Source organism: Micromonospora sp. NPDC047730, assembly GCF_043204765.1.
GTDB lineage: Bacteria > Actinomycetota > Actinomycetes > Mycobacteriales > Micromonosporaceae > Micromonospora.
This window is the reverse complement of sequence record NZ_JBIDCU010000010.1, coordinates 110,041-130,395: the sequence shown is the minus strand read 5'-3', so window position 1 is coordinate 130,395 and position 20,355 is coordinate 110,041. Positions and strand designations below refer to the sequence as shown.

The following is a 20,355-nucleotide window of genomic DNA, read 5'->3' as shown; positions in this document are numbered from 1 at the left end:
AACAGGTGGAACAGCAGGACCGGCCGGTGCGGGTGGCGCTGGTGGGCGCCGGGAACCGGGGACAGACGTACGCCCGGTGGGTGGCCGCCAACCCCGCACGCGCGCGGCTCGTCGCGGTCGCCGACCCGCGCCCCCACCAGCGGGGGCTGATCACCGCCGCCCACCCCGGCGCGGCGGCGTACGCCGACTGGCGGGACCTGCTGGCGGCGGACGCGCCGGCCGACGCGGTCGTCGTGGCCACCCAGGACCGGATGCACGTGGAGCCGGCCGTCGCGTTCGCCAAGGCGGGCCGGCACCTGCTGGTGGAGAAGCCGCTCGCGCCGACGGCGGACCAGTGCCGGGAGATCGTCGACGCGGTCCGCGCCACCGGGGTGCTGTTCGCCGTCTGCCACGTGCTGCGCTACACCCCCTACACGGACCTGGTGAAGCGGGTGGTGGACAGCGGGGTGCTGGGCGAGATCGTCAGCGTCCAGCACCTCGAACCGGTCGGCTGGTGGCACTACGCCCACTCCTACGTGCGCGGCCCGTGGCGGCGGGAGGACCTGGCCACCCCGATGCTGCTGGCCAAGTCCAGCCACGACCTGGACTGGCTCGGCTACGTCACCGGGCGGCGCATCGAACGCGTCGCCAGCTTCGGCGGGCTGCGCCACTTCCGGCCCGACCAGGCCCCGGCCGGCGCCGCGCAGCGGTGCCTGGACTGCCCGGTCGAGCCGGACTGCCCGTACTCGGCGCCGAAGCTGTACCTGCCGGTGCTGCGCGAGCACGGGCCAGTCTGGCCGGTCAGCGTGGTCACCGACGGCACCGACGAGGCCGCGCTGGTCGAGGCGCTGCGCACCGGCCCGTACGGACGCTGCGTCTACGCCGGCGACAACGACGTCGTCGACCACCAGGTCGTGGCGATGGAGCTGACCGGCGGGGTCACCGCCACCTTCACCATGGCCGCCTTCACCGAACAGACCCACCGCCAGACCCAACTGTTCGGCACCCACGGCTCGCTCTCCGGCGACGGCGAACGGGTCCGGGTGCACGACTTCCGCACCGACCGGATCGAGGTCCTCGACGCCGGCACGGTCGGCGGGTCCACCGCCGCCGACGACCACGGCGGCGGCGACACCGGGCTGATGGACGCCTTCGTGCGCGCCGTCGCCACCGGCGACGGCCGGCACATCCGGTCCGGACTGGACGAGACCCTCGCCAGCCACCTCGCGGTCTTCGCCGCCGAGGCGGCCCGGCACACCGGCACGGTCGTCACCGTGCCCGCGCAGTGAACCATTCAGAGAGGAACGGACAGATGCGAGTTCGTAGGTTCGCGCCGGTCGCGGTCGCCGCGCTGGCGGCCGGACTGCTCACCGCGTGCGGCGGCGGGTCCGACGCCGGCGGCGACAAGCAGAACGTCACCATGTGGATCTACCCGGTGATCCCGGACGAGGCCACCCACCGGGGCTTCTGGGACAAGCAGGTCGCCGCGTTCGAGGCCGACCACCCGAACGTCGACGTGAAGGTCGAGATCTTCCCGTGGGCCAAGCGGGAGGAGTCACTGACCACCGCGATCGCCGGCGGCAAGGGCCCCGACGTGGTCTACCTGATCCCCGACCAGCTCGGGAAGTTCGGCAAGATGATCGAGCCGGTCGACGAGTACCTGCCGGCCGACGCGAAGGCCGACTACCTGGACAACCTCCGCGAGGCGGTCACCCAGGACGGCAAGATGCTCGGCGCGCCCATCCTGACCAGTGCCAACCCGCTGATGTGCAACGCGAAGGTGTTCGCCGCCGCCGGCGTCACCGAGTACCCGAAGACCTGGGCGGACCTGCTCGCCCTCGCGCCGACGTTCAAGGCCAAGGGCTTCGACGTGACCAACTACTACGCCGACCCGAACGCCACCCTGAACCAGTCCTTCTACCCCCTGCTGTGGCAGGCCGGCGGGGACGTGTTCGGCGCCGACGGCAAGTCGGTGGCGTTCGACGGCCCCGAGGGCGTCAAGGCGCTGACCTTCCTCAAGCAGCTCGTCGACGGCGGCTACGTGGAGAAGGACCTGCTCACCAACATCCCCGCCTTCGAGCAGACCAACGTCGCCAAGAACAAGGTGGCCTGCACCTGGCAGCACGTCCCGGCCGACGTCGAGACGTTCTGGGGCAAGGAGAACATCAAGATCTTCCCGCCGCTGACCGACGTCAAGAGCGTCGGCTACGGCGCGGTGGGCAGCCTGTCGATGCTCAAGGGCAGCAAGGCCAAGAAGGCCGCCGGCGAGTGGATCACCTTCGCCACCCAGCCGTCCGTGGCCACCGCGTACGACACGGCGGGCGGCTACTTCTCCACGAAGAAGTCCGCCGGCTCGCTCTACGCCCAGGACCCGGTCAACGGCGAGCTGGAGAAGACCCTGCCGAGCATGACCGTCGGCTCGCTGAACGAGAAGAGCCGCGAGGTGATGGGCGTGCTCGGCCCCGAGATCCAGGCCGCGCTGATCGGCAAGAAGACCCCCGAGCAGGCCCTCGCCGACGCGGCCAAGGCCGCCGACGCGCTGCTCTGACCCACACCGGCCCGCCGTCGCCGCGTCGCGGCGGCGGGCCGGGCACCACTCGACCGGCCACGTCGGCCGGTCCGTACCCGCGAAGAGGATGGCGAGATGGCCGTACCTGCTCAGCTGCCGGCCCGCAGGGCCCGGCGGGTGATCGCCCGGCGCGAGGCACGATGGGGTCTGCTCTTCGTCCTCCCCGCGTTCCTGCTGTTCCTGGCGTTCCGCTTCGGCCCGGCCATCGCCGGGCTGGTGCTCGGCTTCATGGAGTACACGATCGGCGGCGACGCCGAATGGACCGGGCTGGACAACGCCCGCCACCTGGTCGACGACCCGGTGTTCTGGCAGTCGCTGCGGGTCACCGTCGTCTACACCCTGCTGTACGTGCCGCTGACCGTGGCCGTGTCGGTCGGGCTGGCACTGCTGGTCCGGCGCGGCTTCCGCGGCGTCGGCTTCTTCCGGTCGGTGTTCTTCCTGCCCGTGGTCACCAGCCTGGTCCTGGTCGCCACCGTCTTCTCCTGGGTGTTCTCCTCCGACGGCCCGTGGTCGCGGATCATGGGCTGGCTCGGCCTGCCCGACGACTCGTGGCTGGCCTCCAGCGCGCTGGTGGTGCCGGCGCTGGCGCTGGTCGGCGTGTGGTCACACTTCGGGTACGGCATGCTGATCGTGCTGGCCCGGCTCCAGGACCTGCCCAGAGAGCAGGAGGAGGCGGCGCTCACCGACGGCGCCGGCCCGTGGCAGCGGTTCCGCTGGATCGTGCTGCCCCAGCTCAAGCCGGTCCTGTTCTTCCTGCTGGTGATCGAGACCACCGCCTCCTTCCAGGTCTTCGACCTCGTGTACGCGATGACCGGCGGCGGCCCGGCCCGCGCCAGCTACACCCTCGTCATGGCCCTGTACGACCAGGGCTTCAAGTACTTCGACCTCGGCTACGCCAGCGCGATCGGGGTGGCCCTGTTCGTGATGACCCTGGTCGTCGCCCTGGTGCAGCGGCTGGCCCTCGGGAGGAACAAGTGACCGCCACGAGCACGGCCCCCACGCCCGCGCCCACCACGCCACCCCCGCCGGCGAAGCGGCGGCGTCGGTCGTACCGGGCGTTGCAGCCCGGACCGGCCGGCACCGCGCTGCGGTACGTGCTGCTCGCCGTCGCCAGCGTGGTCACCCTGTTCCCGTTCTACGCGATGGTCGTGTTGAGCCTGAAGCCGACCGCTGCCGTCGAGTTCCCCGGCAGCCTGCTGCCCTGGCCGATCGACCTCGACGCGTACGCCACCGTGCTCGACTCGCGGGACATCCTGCGGTGGCTGCTGAACACCACGATCTACTCGGTGGTCAGCGTCGTCGCGGTGCTCCTGCTCGCCGCGATGGCCGGGTACGCGTTCGCGAAGAAGCGTTTTCCCGGCCGGGAGACGATGTTCTGGTCGTTCCTGGCGATGGTGATGGTGCCCTACCACGTCACCCTCATCCCGACCTTCATCCTGATCGCGAAGGTCGGCGGGGTGGACACCTACTGGGGGCTGATCCTGCCGACGCTCGCGAACGCGCAGGCGGTCTTCCTCATGCGGCAGTTCATCCAGGGCCTGCCGGACGAACTGTTCGAGGCGGCGCGCATCGACGGCGCGTCGGAGTGGCGGATGTTCGTGCGGATCGTGCTGCCGCTGTGCAAGCCGATCCTGGCCACCCTCGGCGTGTTCGTCTTCCTGTGGCACTGGAACGACCTGCTCTGGCCGCTGATCATCGGGCAGAGCGGGGACATGCGCACGCTCACCGTCGGCATCGCCTCCCTCCAGCAGGAGAACGTGCCGCTCAACGTCATGCTCGCCGGCTCGGTCGTCGCGTTCGTGCCGATCTTCGCCGCCTACCTCGTCGGCCAGCGGTACTTCACCGAGGGCGTCACGATGTCCGGAATCAAGGGATGAGAAGACCAGTGTTCAACAGTGAGTCCGAGTTGGAGGACCGGCTGGCCCGGCCGTCGGCGGCGCTCGTCGCCGACCTGGCCGGCGACTCCGGCGACCTGGTGGTGCTCGGCGCCGGGGGCAAGATGGGCCCGTCGCTGTGCCGGCTGGCCCGCCGGGGGCTCGACGCCGCCGGCCGCACCGGCGACCGGGTGTACGCGGTGTCGCGCTGGTCGGACCGGGCGGCGGCCGACGCGCTGGCCGCCGACGGGGTGGAGCCGGTGTCGTTCGACCTGCTGGGCGACGGCGACCTGGGCGGCCTGCCCGACGCCCGCGACGTGATCTTCATGGTGGGCGCGAAGTTCGGCACCGCCACCGCCCCCTACCTGGCCTGGATGGTGAACGCGGTGCTGCCCGCCGCGGTGGCCCGCCGCTACCCGGCCGCCCGGATCGCCGCGTTCTCCACCGGCAACGTCTACCCGATGGTGCCGGTGACCTCCGGCGGCTGCGTGGAGACCGACCCGACCGGCCCGGTCGGCGACTACGCGATGAGTTGCCTCGGCCGCGAGCAGGTCTTCGCGCACGCCGCCGCGACCCGGGGCACCCCGGTCGCGGTGCTGCGGCTCAACTACGCCGTCGACCTGCGCTACGGGGTGCTCGCCGACATCGGGCAGGCGGTGCTGGCCGGCGGCCCGGTCGACGTCACCACCGGCCACGTCAACGTGGTGTGGCAGGGCTACGCCAACGAGGTCGCCCTGCGGGCGCTGCGGCACGCCGCCGCCGACGTGTGCACCCTCAACCTGACCGGCCCGGAGACCGCGCCGGTGCGCCGGATCGCCGCCCGGTTCGGCGCGCGCCTGGGCAAGCCGGTGACGTACGCCGGCACCGAGGCGCCCACGGCGCTGCTCAACGACGCCACCCGCTGCCACGCGCTGTTCGGCTACCCGGACGTCCCGCTGGGCACCCTGATCGACTGGCAGGCCGACTGGCTGGCCGCCGGGCTGCCCACCTCCGGCAAGCCCACCAAGTTCGCCGTCCGCGACGGGAGGTTCTGACCGTGTCCCTGGAACTGCTGCGCGAAGGCACCGTCATCCCGGCGCACCCGCTGGCGCTGACCGCCGACCGTCGCCTCGACGAGCGACGGCAGCGAGCGCTGACCCGCTACTACCTGGCCGCCGGGGCGGGCGGACTCGCCGTCGGCGTGCACACCACCCAGTTCGCCGTCCGGGAGGCCGGGCTGCTGCGGCCGGTGCTCGCCATGGCCGCGGAGACGGTCGACGCCGAGGCCGGCCGGCCGATGGTGAAGGTCGCCGGGGCGTGCGGACCCACCGTCCAGGCCGTCGCCGAAGCCGAACTGGCGGCCGGGCTGGGCTACCACGCCGTGCTGCTGTCCCCCGTCGTGCCGGGCGCCGACGAGGCGTACCTGCTCCAGCGGGCGCGCGCGGTCGGCGAGGTGCTGCCGGTGATCGGCTTCTACCTCCAGCCGGCCATCGGCGGCCCGCGCCTGTCCCCGGCGTTCTGGCGGGCGTTCGCCGACCTGCCGTCGGTGGTCGCGGTGAAGCTGGCCCCGTTCGACAGGTACCGCACGCTGGAGGCGGTGCGCGGGATCGCCGCCGCCGACCGGGGCGCGGAGGTGGCCCTGTACACCGGCAACGACGACCACATCCTCGGCGACCTGCTCGGCGAGTTCGCCGGCCGCCGGTTCGTCGGCGGGTTGCTCGGCCAGTGGGCGGTGTGGACCCGGGCGGCGGTGGCGATGTTCGACCGGGTGCGGGCGGCCCGCTCGGGCGACGCGGCGGCGCTGGCGGAGCTGACCGCCCGCGCGGCGGCGCTCACGGACGCGAACGCGGCGGTGTTCGACGCGGCGAACGACTTCGACGGCTGCATCGCCGGGGTTCACGAGGTGCTGCGCCGGCAGGGGCTGCTCGACGGGGTGTGGTGCCTCGACCCGGCCGAGGGGCTGTCGCCCGGCCAGGCCGAGGAGCTGACCCGGGTGACCATCGCCTACCCGTGGCTGACGGACGACGACTTCGTCGCGGAGCGTCGCGATGACTGGCTCCGGTGAGCCCCCCGGGGCGGCCGGCAGGCCCGAGGCGCCGGACGGCCGGCCCGTGACCACGCTCCCCGCCGGGCACCGCCCGGTCACCGTGGTGTCCGTACCGGCCACACTGCGCGCCCAGTTCTTCCCCGACCGGGTCGGTGACCGGCTGACCACCGTCACCGACGCCACGCTGGTCGACGATCACGCGGCACTCACCCGCACCGACCTGGCGCCGCTGCTGGCCCGGGCCGAGGTGCTGGTGACCTCCTGGAGCGTTCCTCGGCTCGACGCGGCCCTGCTGGACCGCTCCCCCGCGCTCCGGCTGATCGCGCACACCGGCGCGTCGGTCAAGCCGTTCGTGACCCCCGAGGTGTTCGCCCGCGGCATCACGGTCACCCAGGCGGGGCAGGGCATGGCCCGGTCGGTGGCCGAGGTCGCGCTCGCGTTCACCCTGGCCCTGCTACACCAGACGCCCCGCTTCGACCACGCGCTGCGCGGCGGCACGAGCTGGAGCCGGGCGGAACAGGCGCCACCCCGGCACGAGATCCTCGGCTGCCCGGTCGGCGTCGTCGGCGCGTCCCGCACCGGGCGGGCGTACCTGGAGCTGGTCCGGGCCCTGGGGGCGGAGGTCAGCGTGTACGACCCGACGCTGACCGCGGCGGACGTCGCGGCGCTCGGCGCCCGGCTGGTCGGCCTGGACGAGTTGCTCGCCGGCAGCCGGATCGTCGCGCTGCACGCGCCGACCCTGCCGGAGACCCGGCACCTGCTCGGTGCCCGCGAGCTGGCGCTGCTGCCCGACGGCGCCGGGCTGGTCAACACCGCCCGGTCCTGGCTGGTCGACGAGGCGGCGCTCGTCGCGGAGCTGTCCCGCGGCCGGATCGACGCCGCGCTGGACGTCTTCGACGAGGAGCCGCTGCCCACCGGCCACCCGCTGCGGGCGCTGCCCAACGTGCTGCTCACCCCGCACCAGGCCGCCGGTACCGTGCAGGGTCGCCGACGGCAGGGCGAGATCGTCGTCGACGAGATCATCCGGCATGTGACCGGTCGACCCCTCGCCCACGCGGTGACGCCCGAGATGCTGGCCCGCACGGGCTGACCCCGGTCCCGCACCCGACCCGTACGCGATCGACCCGGGCCCGCCCGCGGCCCGCTGTCGGCAGAGAGGAAATCATGAAGTTCATGCGAATCGGCCCGGTCGGCGCCGAGCGGCCGGTGCTGTTCGACGGCGCCAACCACTTCGACCTGAGCGGGATCACCGCCGACATCGACGCGGCGTTCCTCGCCACGGACCCCGTCGAGCGCGTCCGAGCGGCGGGGCCGCTGCCGCTGCTCGACGTGACCGGGGAGCGGATCGGCGCCCCGATCGCCCGGCCCGGGGCGGTGCTCTGCATCGGGCAGAACTACAGCGCGCACGCCGCCGAGTCCGGAGTCGCCCCGCCCGGCGAGCCGATCCTGTTCCACAAGTCGCCGAACACCGTGGTGGGCCCGTACGACCAGGTGCTGGTGCCGCGTGGCTCGACGAGGACCGACTGGGAGGTGGAACTGGCCGTGGTGATCGGGAGACGCGTTCGCTACCTGGACTCCCCGGCTGAGGCGCTGGCCCACGTGGCGGGGTACGCGGTCACCAACGACGTGTCCGAACGGGACTACCAGTTCGCGGATCCCGGCGGCCAGTGGTCCAAGGGCAAGTCGTGCGAGACCTTCAACCCGCTCGGCCCGTGGCTGGTCACGCCGGACGAGGTGGGCGACCCGCAGGCGCTGCGGCTGCGTTCGTGGGTCAACGGCGAGCCTCGGCAGGACTCGCGCACGGCCGACATGATCTTCGACGTGGCGTACCTGATCTGGCACCTGTCCCAGTTCACCGTGCTGGAACCGGGCGACGTCCTCAACACCGGCACCCCGCAGGGGGTGGCGCTGTCCGGCCGGTTCCCCTACCTGGCGGCCGGCGACGTGATGGAGGTGGCGATCGACGGGCTCGGCCGGCAGCGCAACGTGCTCGCGTCGGCGTGACCGCCCCCGTCGAGTACCGTTCGGCCACGCCGGCGGACGTACCGTCGCTCTACGCCACGTGGGCCGAGGCGTTCACGGACGCGCACGTGACCGGGCTCTACGCCCACGACCGCGACCGCTTCCGACGCACGTTCGTCGCGGTGGAGGCCGGAGCGGTCGTCGCCGCCGCCTACTACCTGCCCCGCCGGGTACGCGACGCCGCCGGCGGCGTCGACCTGGTCGGCGGGATCGCCAACGTCGCCACCCGGGTCCAGGCACGCGGGCGGGGTCACATCCGCCGCCTGCTCGACCTGGCCGTCGCGGCGATGGCGGCGGACGGCTGCGCCTGGTCGTTGCTGTTCACCGGCACACCGGGCGTCTACCTGAGCAGCGGCTACCGCACGTTCACCCTGCGCCACCCGAGCGGTCGACCGGCGGCGGGCGTCCCCCTGCCACCGGACTGGACCGTGCGGGCACAGTCCCCGGTGGACTGGGCGGAACTCGCCCCGGTGCACGAGTCGTTCAACGCCCACCGGCCGCTGAGCACCGTGCGGGACGCCGACGACTGGCGGCTCCGGGTGCCCGTCTGGTACGCCCCACCCACCGAGATGCTGGTGGCCCGGCACCGCGGCCGGACGGCGGGTTACCTGGCCGCGCAGTGGTCTCCCGGGCGCGTCCGAGTGGTCGAGTCCGCTGCCTGGCCTGACCGGCCGGAGGCCCTGCGCGCCCTGTTCAGCGCCGTCGCCCGCACCGCCGCCGAACGCGGCGTAGGGCACTGTGTGGCCCGGCTGCCGGCCGACCCGGCGATCGAGGCGGCACTACCGTGTCTCCTGGCCGATCCGGTGACCGAGGCCGACACCACCGGCATGGTCCGGCCGATCCACGCGGCGCCCGATCACCTGGCCGCGATCACCGGCGCGGCCGGGGCCTTCCACTGGCCGGCCGACTACCTGTGAACACCGGACGAGCCGCACCCCGTCGGCGACGGTGACATGGGGCAGCCCACGCCACGTACGGCATACCAGGGAGGTTCGATGGTCGTCGCGGAACAGGTCACCCCGGCGGTCGCGGGACACGGCGAAGGGCCGGTGTGGTGCCCCGACGACCAGCGGCTGCGCTGGGTCGACATGCTGGTCGGGGACATCCTGGCGCTGGACCCGGTCACCGGGGCGGTCAGCCGCCGGCACGTCGCCCCGGTGGTCGCGGCCCTGCGCCCGCGATCCGGCGGTGGCCTCGTCGCCGCCGTCGAGCGGGGCTTCGCGCTGCTCGGGGACGACTCGGTGGAGTTGCTGCCCGAGCTCTGGTCGGACCCGTCGATCCGGATGAACGACGGCGGATGTGACCCGCTCGGGCGCTTCTACTGCGGCTCGATGGCGTACGACGCCGCGCCGGGTCGGGCCGCGCTGCACCGGCTCAGCCCGAGCGGTGCCGTCGAGACGGTGCTCACCGGGCTCACCGTCTCCAACGGCCTGGCCTGGACCCGGGACGGCGGGACCGCCTGGTATGTCGACTCGGCCACCCACCGGATGGACGCCTTCGCCTTCGACCTGGCCACCGGCGAGCTGCACGGCCGACGGCCGATGGTCGCGGTGCCGCCCGACGCGGGCACGCCGGACGGGCTCTGCCTCGACGTCGAGGGCGGTGTCTGGGTCGCCCTGTGGGATGGGGGCGTCGTCCACCGGTACGCCCCGGACGGCCGCCTCACCGCCGTCGTGGAGCTGCCGGTTCGGCGCCCCACCGCGTGCGCGTTCGGCGGCCCCGACCACGCTGACCTCTACATCACCACCTCCCGCCAGGGCCTGTCGGCAGACGACCGTTCCCCGGCGGGGGCACTGTTCCGGATCCGACCCGAGGTGCCGGGGTTCCCCGAGCACACCTTCGCGGGCTGACAGCGGCGCCGAGCCCCGATCGCGCGCCACGTCTCGCGGTACAGGTGACCACCCGCCGCTGATCGCCAGGGGGCGCTCGTCGGCGACCAGCGCGTCACGGTCGCCGGCAAGGAACGGGTGTGGTTCAGCGTCGGCCCGTCTCTGCTCCGATCGCCGACAGCATGACGTCACGAGCCGGCACGGGTGAGTCCTCGGTGATGCGGGTGAGCCCGGCGAGCCCGACTCCGAGCATGAGGATCCGCCAGGCGGCCGTTCGCGCCTGCGCGGCCTCGGAGTCCCCGGCCAGGACCGAGGCGAGGACGTCGGTCAGCCGGGAGAGCGTCTCGACGTAGCTCCTCGCGACGAGGGGACGCTGCTGCGCGTGTGCGCCCGCCTCGGCCCACCGCGCCAGCGCGTGCCCGTCCCCGTCGGTGCTCACGAGGTCGGCGAAGAAGAGCACGAGCGCGTCGTACGCGTCGAGGCCGTCGACGTCGCGCTCGTACTCGTCGATCTGCTGCGCGGCGTAGTGCCGCCAGGCCTCGGCGGCGAGTTCGTCGGTTGACGCGAAGTGGTGATGGATCTGGCCCGGTGACCCGCCAAGTTCGTCCGCCACGATTCTCGCCGTCACCGCACTCAGGCCGTCGCGCTCGACCACGGCGGCCGCCGCCTCGACGATCGAGCGGCGCCGCTCCGCACGCGCCAGGTACGCCATCATCGCCTCCCTCGTACGGTTCTCGGAGTGCTCGACACCGAGCGTAGGAACGCGACGGTACGCATCCGCAGCCCATCCCTGCGCGCCCGGATGATTTCGTCAACCGGTGGGTCGAGCGGTCCGAGGACGGGCGCGCTGTGCACCTTCGTGGCGCAGTCGAGGTCGGTGCACACGAGGATGCCGAGCGTGCTCAGCCGCTGGCGCTTGTCCGCGGAGGGGCGCGGCGCGGAGAAGAGGGCGACCTCGTTGAAGCGCCGCATGAAGTGGCACAGCGAGCACATGACCGCTCGCCCGCCGAGTTCGGCCCGGCTCGGACTCTGGCGGAGCAGGGCGCCCGACGCCGTGCCGTCGATGTCGGTGACCAGGTAGGCCCGCAATGGCGCTCGGGGATCTCGCCACCCGAGGTAGTCGAGCTTGCCCCACGCGACCTCGTCGAACCAGGCCGGCAGACGCACCTTGCTCTCGACCGCGTCCAGGTTCGCGATCGCACCGCGCACCTCGTCCCGGCTCATGACCCGCACGACGTCACCTCCCAGTAAATCTGTACATGCTTACAACTTGTAACTCGATACAAGTTCCCTGTCCACTCGATTTCCGGTGCGATCCGCCGTCCGAACTCCTTCGCCAGCAGCCGGAGCGCCCGCCTCATCGACCCCCCGCGCCGAGTCCCCGTCCACCTGCCGCGTCCCCGAGCACCACCGAGGTCGCAGGGCGTCGCGAGCCCAGTCGTCAGACGCCGGCGAAGCCTGGCCTGGCGTCGCGAGCCCAGTCGCCAGAGGTCGGCGAAGCCTGGCCTGCGGAACGGTCAGCGCCGCCGCAACGCGTAGAGCGCCGCGCTGGCGGCGAAGAGCGCCCCGCTGATCGCCAGCCAGCGGGCCAGCAGCGGTCGCGGGGCCAGGCCGGTCGCCGCTGTGTACGTCTCGTCGCCGAGGCCGAGGATGCCGGGAAGGTAGACGAGCAGCAGCAGCCCGGCGGCAAGCGCGGGCACCCGCACGTGGTTCAGCGCCGACGGTGCGCCTCGGTGCCCCGGGGCGGCGCGCAGCCCCCGGTCGATCAACGCGTAGACCGGGAACAGGAACAGGTCGTGGGCGATGACCGCGCCGAGGAACCAGAGCAGCATCCGGCCCGCGGCCGGTTCCCCGGACAGCCGCAACGCGATCCAGCCCGTCACCGCGAAACAGCCGAGCAGGAGCAGCAGGTGCCAGGGCGCGGCGCCGTAGCCGCGCCGGAACTCAACCATCGGCACGTTCCTCGAAGATGATCTCCCGGACCCACTTGGTGCAGTGCACGCCAGGTAGTGCCGGCACGATGATCCGCGCCGGGTAGCCGTGGTCGAGGGACAGATCGACACCGTTGACCCGCAGGGCGAGCAACGATTCCGGGTCGCGTACCTGGTTGGGCTGCAACCGGGCCTGACGGAACAGGCCGCTCCGTTCCAGCGACCGGACCCGCGCCGGGGCGGACCCGGGCACGCCGACCAGGGCGGCGAGGTCGCGCAGCCGCACCCCGGTCCAGGTCTGCGCCGTCGACCAGCCCTCGACGCAGGCGATCGGCAGGTCCGCGGTGTGCTGGGCCATCGCGAGCAGGACGTCCCGGTCCAACTCCACGCTGCGGCCGCCGCCCCGCACGCTGAGCCGCCAGTTCGCCCCGGTGTCGGCGGACTGGATGCCCGCTGCGGCAGCGCTGCGGTTCACCGGGAAGCCGTTCGGCCCGTCGCCGTGCCGCCGGCCCCGAGGCAGCAGCAGCGCGGTGCGGCGCAGCACGCCGTCCAGGCTCTGCCCGACGGTCAGCGCCGCGAGCAGCAGCGCGCCGCCCCCGGTCAGGGCCAGAACACCGCGCCGGCTCATCGTCGCCGCACCAGGGCGCCGGGCAACCAGACCGTCCGGGTCCGGCGGCTCCGGTCGGGTCCCGGCCGACGGGGTACGCGCGAAGCCCGGACCGCGCAGCGCGGAGACCATCCGGGGCAGCTTGATCGCCACGTGGGTGACCAGGGCGGCGGTGAAGACCCAGGCGCCGTACCAGTGCGCGGTGTAGAAGTCGAACCCGTACAGGTAGGCGTACTGGATGTTGAGCAGGCCGGTGGCCATCTCGAAGAGGATCCCGCCGACCAGCAGCAACAGCGACAGTCGCTCCACCGCCTGCGCCGTCGATCGAGCCGGCGGCCAGTCGAACAGCTTCGGCACCACCGACCAGAGTTTGGCCAGCACCACCGGCACCAGCACGATGCCGAGTGTCACGTGCAGGCCCTGGGTGACCCGGAACAGCCAGGCCGGGCGGGTCGGCCAGTCGAAGACGGGCGGGTGCAGCCAGCCCACGTCGCGGGGGAAGGCCTGGCCGAGGCGGGGACCGTAGGCGATCCAGTCCAACAGCCCGGTGATGATCACCAGCGGTAGAGCGGCGAGCAGGACGGCACCGAACACCGAGGTCAGCCACGGGCCGCGTACCGGGCTGCGCCAGGCGTCGGCGGCCGCCTCGGCACCCGGTGGGCGGTGCCGGTCCAGCGCCCGCCACAGCCGCGCCGGGTAGGCGTACCCCTGGCTGTCTGTTGTCCCGGCGGACGGCCGGGGTGGCACGGCGGAGGGCTCGGGCCGGCCGGACGCCCGCGTCGGCCCGCCAGGGTCGGGCCCCGGAGGCGGGTCTGGCGGCGGGTCGGCGGGCACGTTTCTCCTGGCGGCGAGTCGTCGAGCCCGGCGCGGCGGGCCCTCGTGCAGCACGCTAACCGGCAGCACCACCCGCCGGCGGGCTTTGCCGCATTACCGAAGCTCACCGCCGGTCCGCATCACCGAGGGCCCTTACGGAAGGCTGACGTCCGACCGGAACCGGCCCGCGGGGCCACCGGTCTGACCTAGCGTGACGGGAATGCGCGTACTCGTCACCGGCGCCGCCGGATTCATCGGATCGCAGGTCGCGGACCTGCTCGTCGCCGAGGGGCACCACGTGGTGTGCCTGGACGCGCTGCTGCCGCAGGCACACGGGGGCGCCCTACCCGAATGGTCGCGCCGGCACGACCCGGTGGTCGGGGACATCCGGGACCCAGGGCTCCTCGACGACCTGTTGAGCGGGGTCGACGCCGTCTGCCACCAGGCGGCGATGGTCGGGCACGGGCTGGATCCGTCGGACGCCCCCGACTACGCCAGCCACAACGGCTACGGCACGGCGGTGCTGCTCGCCGCGATGCACCGGGCCGGAGTGTCCCGCCTGGTGCTGGCCAGCTCGATGGTGGTGTACGGCGAGGGGCGCTACGTGTGTGCCCGGCACGGCGTCGTCCGGCCCGCCCCGCGGCACCCGGCCGACCTGGCCGCCGGCCGGTACGACCCCACCTGCCCGGAGTGCACCGGCACCCTCACCCCGGCACTCGTGCCCGAGGATGCCCCGCTGGAGCCGCACAGCACGTACGCGGCCAGCAAGCTGGCGCAGGAGCACCTCGCCGCTGCCTGGGGTCGGCAGACCGGGGGCGGGGTGTGGGCGTTGCGTTACCACAACGTCTACGGTCCCCGGATGCCCCGCGACACCCCGTACGCCGGGGTCGCGTCGATCTTCCGGTCGGCGCTGGCGGACGGCCGGCCGCCGCGCGTCTACGAGGACGGCCGGCAGCGGCGCGACTTCGTGCACGTCACCGACGTGGCGCGGGCGAACCTGCTGGCCCTGACCGCGCCGACCCCGGACGGCCTGGTGCCGGTGAACGTCTGCTCCGGCGAGCCGCACACCGTCGGCGACCTGGCCGCCACCCTGGCCTCGGCGATGGGTGGGCCGGCGCCGGTGGTGGTCGGCGGGGCCCGGGCCGCGGACGTGCGGCACGTGGTGGCCGACCCCGCTCGCGCACGCGAACTGCTCGGCTATGCCGCCCGGGTCGGTTTCGTCGACGGGGTGACTGCCTTCGCCACCGACCCGCTGCGCGAGCCCGCCGCCGTGGCGGTCTGACCACCCACCGCACCCGCCGCCCGCCCGCCCGGCGACTCCGCCGGCGGACCGTCCCGGCTCGCAGCCCCACCCGTTCCCCGACGAGGTCGGCGTTCGGTCAGGAGACGGTGAACAGCAGGTGGTTCACGGCGAGGGCGGTCAGCGCCTGCCCCGCCAGCCACCAACGCCGGGCCGGCGCGGGCAGGTGCGCGACGGCGACCAGCAGCCAGACCGCGAACGGCAGCCAGATCCGCTCCACCTCGGCCTTGCTCATCCCGGACAGGTCGGCGGCGGCCACCGCCAGCGCGGCGGCGGCCGGCAGCAGCATGGTCGGTTCGCGGGCCCGCCACGCGAGTGCGACGAGCCGGTGGTGCCGCACGAGGCCGCGCACCGCCGAACCACCCGGTTCCGGGCCGCTGGCCAACGGGACCGACGGACCACTTCCGACCCGTGTCACCGCCCCTCGGCCCGCCCGAGCCGCGAGCAGTGCGCGGCGCAGCGCCGGCCCGGCCACCGGTCCGGCGGCGAGCAGCAGGGCCGCCAGGTTCGCCCAGACCCAGTAGCCGTACGGGCGGTTGGCCGCCCAGCCCTGGTAGTAGCGCTCCACCACCAGGTCGTACCCCCGCCACCACTGAAAGCCGGCGACGGTGAACACCACCACCACCGCGGCCACCCCGGCCGCACCGGCGAACATCGCGCCGCGCCGGCGCGCCGGCCGCAACGCCAGCACCGCGAGGGCCAGTGGCGCAACCAGCACGAAGCCATACGACAGGTACAGCGCGAAGCCGAGCAGCAGCCCGCCGGCCAGCGCGATCGCGGGCCCGCGTACCGCCAGCAGGGCCAAACCGGCGGCGACCACACCGGTGAAGACACCGTCGGCGGAGGCGCCCACCCAGACCGCCCCCGGCAGCAGCACCAGGAACGGCAGCACCGCCCGACCCGCCTCGCCCGCGCCCAGCGCCCGCAGCGTGACCGGCACGGACACCGCCACGGTCGCCCCGACCAGGACGCAGGCCAACGCCGCCGCCGTCCCGCCGCCAAGGCCGATCCGGTCCAGCCCGACGAAGAGCAGCAGGGCTCCCGGCGGATGGCCGGCCGTGTGGGTGGACCACGAGTCCGGTTGGAAGTCGAGGATCCGGTCGGTGAAACCGACCAGCATCCGCCCGACATCGGTGACCCGCGGCACCTCGTGCAGGTACTCCGCCTGCGGAGTGAGCCGCCGGGCGAGCCCGGCCGACCAGCCGTCCACCAGCGCCAGGGCGAGCGTCCAGGCCACCGCCGCCAGGTAGCCGGCGAACAGCAGCGGGCCCCACCGGGCCGCTCGGGCCCACCGCAGCCCCGGCCCGAGCACGGCCGCGGCCACCAGCAGCGCGACCGGGGTGCCCCAGCCCAGGTGCGGCCGCCAGGTGGCGTAGAGCGGCGCGGCCTCGGCGTGCAGGTCCACACCCCGATGGTTCAGCACCGCGCCGATCACCACGGCCGTGGCCAGCAGCGCCGCCTCGACGCCCAGCACGACCAGGTCGCCCCCGTCGCGCGCCGGGACGCGGTCGGAAACGGGCGAGCGGGAAAGTGTGGCACCGGGTCTCATGTCGACCGGACGGTACGGTCTGCCCCGCCCCCTGTCAGCCGAGTCGTCGGTACGTCACCGGATGGTAAGAAGTGCCTGTTCGGTAGGCGTTCCGTAAGGCCGAACGCGGAACGGGTGGCCCCGCGCGGACTTAGCGTCGGGGGTATGCCGACACCGATCGACGTGGTGCTGCCGTGCCTGGACGAGGCCGCCGCGCTGCCCGCCGTGCTGACCGCGCTGCCGCCCGGATACCGGGCGATCGTGGTGGACAACGGGTCTCGAGACGCCTCGGCCGAGGTGGCCGCCCGGCACGGCGCCCGGGTGGTCCATGAGCGCCGTCGGGGGTACGGCGCGGCCGTGCACGCCGGGATCGAGGCCGCCGAGACCGAACTGGTGTGCGTCCTGGACGCCGACGGCTCGTTCTCCCCTCGGGAGCTGCCCGCCCTGGTCGCCCCGGTCGCCGGGGGGAGCGCCGACCTGGCCGTCGGCCGTCGCCGGCCGGTCCGTGTCGGGGTCTGGCCCTGGCACGCCCGGGCCGGAACGGCGCTGGTCGCCGCGCTGCTGCGGCACCGGGGGGTGCCGCTGCGTGACCTCAGCCCGATGCGGGTGGCCCGTCGGGAGGCGTTGCTCGGTCTCGGCGTCACCGACCGGGCCTTCGGCTACCCGCTGGAGTTGCTGATCCGGGCCGCCGCCGCGGGCTGGCGCATCCACGAACTCGACGTCGCGTACGCCCCGCGTGCCACGGGCACCCGCTCCAAGGTCTCCGGCTCGTTCCGCGGCACCCTGCGTGCCACCCGGGACTTCGCGGCCGTGCTGCGCACCGTGGAGCGCCCCCGGTGACCGTGCTGCTGGTGGTCGCCAAGGCCCCCGTGCCGGGCAGGGTCAAGACCCGGCTCTGCCCACCGGCGACCCCGGTCCAGGCCGCCCAGCTGGCCGCCGCCGCGCTGCGCGACACCCTGGACGCCGTGCGGGACACTCCCGGGGTGACGCCGGTGCTGGCGTTGGCCGGGCGCCTCGCCGACGCCGAGGACGCCGCCGACCTGACCGCCGCCGTCGCCGGTTGGCCGGTCCTGCCGCAGCGGGGCGTGGATTTCGCGGCCCGACTCGCGAACGCCCACGGCGACGTCGCCGACGCCTTCCCCGGCCGTCGGGTGCTTCAGATCGGGATGGACACCCCGCAGCTGACGCCGGCGCGGCTGTCCGCCGCCGTACGCCGGCTGGCGGACGCCGAGGCGGTGCTGGGACAGGCCGCCGACGGCGGCTGGTGGGGGCTGGGGCTGCGCGACCCGCGGCAGGCGGTGGCGCTGCGCGGGGTGCCGATGTCGACTCCGCGCACCGGCCGGTCGACGTGGTCCGCGCTGACCGGGCGAGGGCTGCGCACGATGCCGCTGCCGGTGCTGCGGGACGTGGACGACTGGTCGGACGCGCGGGCGGTGGCCGTGGCGACCCCGGGTGGCCGCTTCGCCCGCCAGGTCGCGGCGGTGCGCCGCGCCATGGTGGTGCGGGCGTGACCGGGGACGGTTTCGCCGCCGCCCTGCGCGACCGGGGCGACAACGCGCACTGGCTGGTGCCCGCCGACGGACTGCGCCGCCGCCTGCCGGTGCACCGGTGGCACCGGCCCGCCGGGACGGCAGAGGCGGCGGTGGTCACCCGCTGCACCGGTCCCACCCTCGACCTGGGTTGCGGCCCGGGCCGGGTGACCCTGGCACTGACAGTGGCCGGGCTGACCACCCTCGGGGTGGACGTGTCGGCCCGGGCGGTGGCGCTGACCCGGGCCCGGGGCGCGGTCGCCGTGCGGGCCGACCTGTTCGGCCCGTTGCCGGCGGAGGGACGCTGGGCACACGCGGTCCTGCTGGACGGGAACATCGGCATCGGGGGCGACCCGATCGCGCTGCTGCGCCGGTGCCGGGCGTTGCTGCGGCCGGCGGGAACAGTGCTGGTCGAGCTGGAGCCGCCCGGCTCCGGCGCCTGGCAGGGACAGGTCCACGTGGCATCCGGCCGGCACCGGGGCCCGACCTTCCGCTGGGCATGGCTCGACACGTGCGCGGTGGCGGGCACGGCGGGGGCGGCCGGGTTGGCGGTCGGCGAGGTCTTCCGCTCCGGCCGCCGCTGGTTCGCCGAGCTGACCCGCTCGGAGCGTCCGGGCCCGCACCGACGCGCGCCCGTCGTGGCACTGCCACAGTTGTGATCTTCGTCAGTAGTTGGCGCGACGTGATGCGTTGCCGGGACGGGGACGAAGCGCGGTGCCGTGCCCCGGGGACGCGGATGTAGAGGTCAGGCCGCCCGTAATGACGAAGCGGCCGTCTACTGTCCGCTGCCGCCTGAGCCGCTGCGCAACCGGACCTCGGCGCCATTCTGTTCGTAGCTCTGCTGCGACACCTGGACGAGCACCGCGTCGCGGTGAAAGTCCGGCAATGTGATCGCGCCGCAGCTGACCATGGTGGCGCGCAGTTTCGCAACCGTACGGGCAATGTTGGGGTAGAGGCTGCCGGCATACGGCACATAGCCGTCGACGCCTTCCTCGAACGGCAGCTCGGTCTCGCCCTGGTCGTAGCGGGCGACGTTCCGGGCCCGTTGGGAGCCCTCACCCCAGTATTCCTTGAACAGCTGCCCGTCGAGATTGACGAGGTTGGAGGGGCTTTCGTCGAATCGGGCGAAGTAACGTCCGAGCATGATGAAGTCGGCGCCGAGGGCGAGGGCGATCGCCATGTGGTAGTCGGCGAGGAGACCGCCGTCGCAGCAGATCGGCACGTAGATGCCGGTTTCGTCCGCGTAGCGGTCGCGTTCGGCCACCACGTCGATGAGTGCGGAAGCCTGCCCGCGGCCGATGCCTTTCTGGTCGCGGGTGATGCAGATCGACCCGCCGCCGATACCGACCTTGACGAACGCGGCACCGGCATCGGCGAGATAGCGGAACCCGCGGCCGTCGACGACGTTCCCCGCGCCGACCGGGACAGCGCCGTTCAACTCACCAACGGCGTACTGCAACGTCTTCTGCTGCCAGACCGAGTGGCCGTCGGAGGAGTCGATGCACAGCACGTCCGCGCCGGCCTCGACGAGGGCGGGGATCCGGTCACGGTAGTCGCGGGTGTTGATCCCGGCGCCGACCCGGAACCGCTTGTCGTCGTCGATGGACTCGCTGCGGAACTGTTTGTGCAGCTCGTAGTCGCGGCGCAGCACAATCGAGGCGAGGCGACCGTCGGCGGTGACGATCGGCAGCAGGTCGAGGCGGTGGTCCCAGATGAGGGTGTTCGCGTCGGACAGCGAGATCGTCGGTGGCGCGGTGACCAGACCGTCGGCCGGGCGCATCCGGGACTCGACCGTGCCGTTGAGGTCGTGACGCTGGGGATGGAAGTCGGCGGTGGAGATCAGGCCGATGAACAGGCCACTCGAGGTGCCGTCGTCGGTGACCACCGCGACGTCCCGTTCGGCGGCCTTGAGTAGGCGGCTGACCTCGCCGAGCGTCGCGGATGGCTTCGTGTTGATGTCGGAGTGCCGGAAACCCGCCTTGTGGCGCTTGACCGCGCTGACCGACTCGGCCTGCGCCTCGACGGTCTGGTTCTGGTGGATGAAGCTCAGCCCGCCGGTCTGCGCGAGCGAGATGGCGAGGCGGGGCGAGGAGACCGCTTGCATGATCGCGCTGACGAGCGGTACGGCGATGCGCAGTGGCGAGGACCCGCCGACCGGGTGCCGCACGATGGGCGTGGAGAGGTCGACGTTGTCCGGGGTGCAGTCCTCGGTGGTGAGGTTCGGCACGAGTAGGTACTCGTTGAGGGTGCGGGAGACCTCGGGGAGGATCACGACCACGCGCTGCTCCTAAACACTCCGCCGCGGCGGGCTGGCTGGAATGCAGACACACGCTACCAGCGCCGCAGCA

At 73.5% G+C, this 20,355-nt stretch carries 20 protein-coding genes; 14 read left to right on the top strand and 6 right to left on the bottom strand.

The genetic code is table 11. The features are described from left to right. Positions 1-5: 5 nt before the first annotated feature. The 10 genes from ACGF5G_RS22925 to ACGF5G_RS22880 all read left to right on the top strand — a co-directional run bounded on the left by ACGF5G_RS22925 (position 6) and on the right by ACGF5G_RS22880 (position 10,320). Complete coding sequence (locus ACGF5G_RS22925; RefSeq protein ID WP_393265856.1) at positions 6-1,268, top strand: Gfo/Idh/MocA family protein; 1,263 nt, start codon at positions 6-8, stop codon at positions 1,266-1,268. 23 nt (positions 1,269-1,291) lie between these two features. Then, entirely contained in the window at positions 1,292-2,527 is a 1,236-nt protein-coding gene (locus tag ACGF5G_RS22920; protein ID WP_393265854.1) for an ABC transporter substrate-binding protein, read from the top strand. Positions 2,528-2,623: 96 nt separating this feature from the next. Further along, positions 2,624-3,526, top strand: a complete 903-nt coding sequence (locus tag ACGF5G_RS22915; protein WP_357692896.1) for a sugar ABC transporter permease — start codon at positions 2,624-2,626, stop codon at positions 3,524-3,526. After that, positions 3,523-4,425 (top strand): carbohydrate ABC transporter permease, encoded by a 903-nt coding sequence (locus ACGF5G_RS22910; protein WP_393265851.1) that lies wholly within the window; start codon positions 3,523-3,525, stop codon positions 4,423-4,425. The genes ACGF5G_RS22915 and ACGF5G_RS22910 overlap by 4 nt, the downstream gene beginning before the upstream one ends. A gap of 8 nt (positions 4,426-4,433) precedes the next feature. Further along, positions 4,434-5,456: an NAD-dependent epimerase/dehydratase family protein gene (locus ACGF5G_RS22905; protein ID WP_393265850.1), complete on the top strand. Its 1,023-nt coding sequence runs from the start codon at positions 4,434-4,436 to the stop codon at positions 5,454-5,456. A 2-nt stretch (positions 5,457-5,458) separates the two neighbouring features. After that, positions 5,459-6,466 (top strand): dihydrodipicolinate synthase family protein, encoded by a 1,008-nt coding sequence (locus tag ACGF5G_RS22900; protein ID WP_393265848.1) that lies wholly within the window; start codon positions 5,459-5,461, stop codon positions 6,464-6,466. Continuing rightward, positions 6,450-7,538: a hydroxyacid dehydrogenase gene (locus ACGF5G_RS22895; protein ID WP_393265846.1), complete on the top strand. Its 1,089-nt coding sequence runs from the start codon at positions 6,450-6,452 to the stop codon at positions 7,536-7,538. The genes ACGF5G_RS22900 and ACGF5G_RS22895 overlap by 17 nt, the downstream gene beginning before the upstream one ends. A 74-nt stretch (positions 7,539-7,612) precedes the next feature. Continuing rightward, positions 7,613-8,452, top strand: coding sequence for a fumarylacetoacetate hydrolase family protein (locus ACGF5G_RS22890; protein WP_393265845.1), 840 nt, complete (start codon positions 7,613-7,615; stop codon positions 8,450-8,452). Then, positions 8,449-9,387, top strand: coding sequence for a GNAT family N-acetyltransferase (locus ACGF5G_RS22885; protein ID WP_393265842.1), 939 nt, complete (start codon positions 8,449-8,451; stop codon positions 9,385-9,387). The genes ACGF5G_RS22890 and ACGF5G_RS22885 overlap by 4 nt, the downstream gene beginning before the upstream one ends. Positions 9,388-9,465: 78 nt before the next feature. After that, a complete protein-coding gene (locus tag ACGF5G_RS22880; RefSeq protein ID WP_393265840.1) occupies positions 9,466-10,320 on the top strand; it encodes an SMP-30/gluconolactonase/LRE family protein in 855 nt (284 codons plus the stop codon). 124 nt (positions 10,321-10,444) lie between these two features. On the opposite strand, the gene ACGF5G_RS22875 is transcribed toward ACGF5G_RS22880, so the two are convergent. From ACGF5G_RS22875 to ACGF5G_RS22860, 4 genes are all read right to left on the bottom strand, one after another. After that, positions 10,445-11,011: a TetR family transcriptional regulator gene (locus ACGF5G_RS22875; RefSeq protein ID WP_393265837.1), complete on the bottom strand. Its 567-nt coding sequence runs from the start codon at positions 11,009-11,011 to the stop codon at positions 10,445-10,447. Beyond that, positions 11,011-11,523: an FBP domain-containing protein gene (locus tag ACGF5G_RS22870; RefSeq protein ID WP_393266057.1), complete on the bottom strand. Its 513-nt coding sequence runs from the start codon at positions 11,521-11,523 to the stop codon at positions 11,011-11,013. The genes ACGF5G_RS22875 and ACGF5G_RS22870 overlap by 1 nt, the downstream gene beginning before the upstream one ends. 293 nt (positions 11,524-11,816) lie before the next feature. Continuing rightward, positions 11,817-12,251, bottom strand: coding sequence for a hypothetical protein (locus ACGF5G_RS22865; protein ID WP_393265835.1), 435 nt, complete (start codon positions 12,249-12,251; stop codon positions 11,817-11,819). Then, positions 12,244-13,584, bottom strand: a complete 1,341-nt coding sequence (locus tag ACGF5G_RS22860; protein ID WP_393265833.1) for a molybdopterin-dependent oxidoreductase — start codon at positions 13,582-13,584, stop codon at positions 12,244-12,246. Before ACGF5G_RS22860 ends, ACGF5G_RS22865 begins: the two co-directional genes overlap by 8 nt. Before the next feature lie 286 nt (positions 13,585-13,870). On the opposite strand from ACGF5G_RS22860, the gene ACGF5G_RS22855 reads away from it, so the two are divergent. Beyond that, positions 13,871-14,932, top strand: a complete 1,062-nt coding sequence (locus ACGF5G_RS22855) for an NAD-dependent epimerase/dehydratase family protein (RefSeq protein WP_393265831.1) — start codon at positions 13,871-13,873, stop codon at positions 14,930-14,932. Between the two features lie 97 nt (positions 14,933-15,029). Here the strand turns inward: ACGF5G_RS22855 and ACGF5G_RS22850 are convergent, their stop codons facing one another. Continuing rightward, on the bottom strand, positions 15,030-16,499 hold the full coding sequence (locus ACGF5G_RS22850) for a hypothetical protein (RefSeq protein WP_393265828.1): 1,470 nt from the start codon (positions 16,497-16,499) through the stop codon (positions 15,030-15,032). A gap of 144 nt (positions 16,500-16,643) precedes the next feature. On the opposite strand from ACGF5G_RS22850, the gene ACGF5G_RS22845 reads away from it, so the two are divergent. From ACGF5G_RS22845 to ACGF5G_RS22835, 3 genes are read left to right on the top strand one after another with little or no spacing between them, the layout of a single operon-like run. Beyond that, positions 16,644-17,318, top strand: coding sequence for a glycosyltransferase family 2 protein (locus ACGF5G_RS22845; protein WP_393265826.1), 675 nt, complete (start codon positions 16,644-16,646; stop codon positions 17,316-17,318). Further along, on the top strand, positions 17,315-17,989 hold the full coding sequence (locus tag ACGF5G_RS22840; RefSeq protein WP_393265824.1) for a DUF2064 domain-containing protein: 675 nt from the start codon (positions 17,315-17,317) through the stop codon (positions 17,987-17,989). The genes ACGF5G_RS22845 and ACGF5G_RS22840 overlap by 4 nt, the downstream gene beginning before the upstream one ends. Continuing rightward, positions 17,986-18,666 carry a methyltransferase domain-containing protein gene (locus tag ACGF5G_RS22835; protein WP_393265821.1) on the top strand — a complete coding sequence of 227 codons (681 nt, stop codon included), beginning with the start codon at positions 17,986-17,988 and terminating at the stop codon, positions 18,664-18,666. Before ACGF5G_RS22840 ends, ACGF5G_RS22835 begins: the two co-directional genes overlap by 4 nt. A 116-nt stretch (positions 18,667-18,782) precedes the next feature. On the opposite strand, the gene ACGF5G_RS22830 is transcribed toward ACGF5G_RS22835, so the two are convergent. Next, positions 18,783-20,279: an IMP dehydrogenase gene (locus tag ACGF5G_RS22830; protein WP_393266055.1), complete on the bottom strand. Its 1,497-nt coding sequence runs from the start codon at positions 20,277-20,279 to the stop codon at positions 18,783-18,785. Positions 20,280-20,355: the final 76 nt, after the last annotated feature.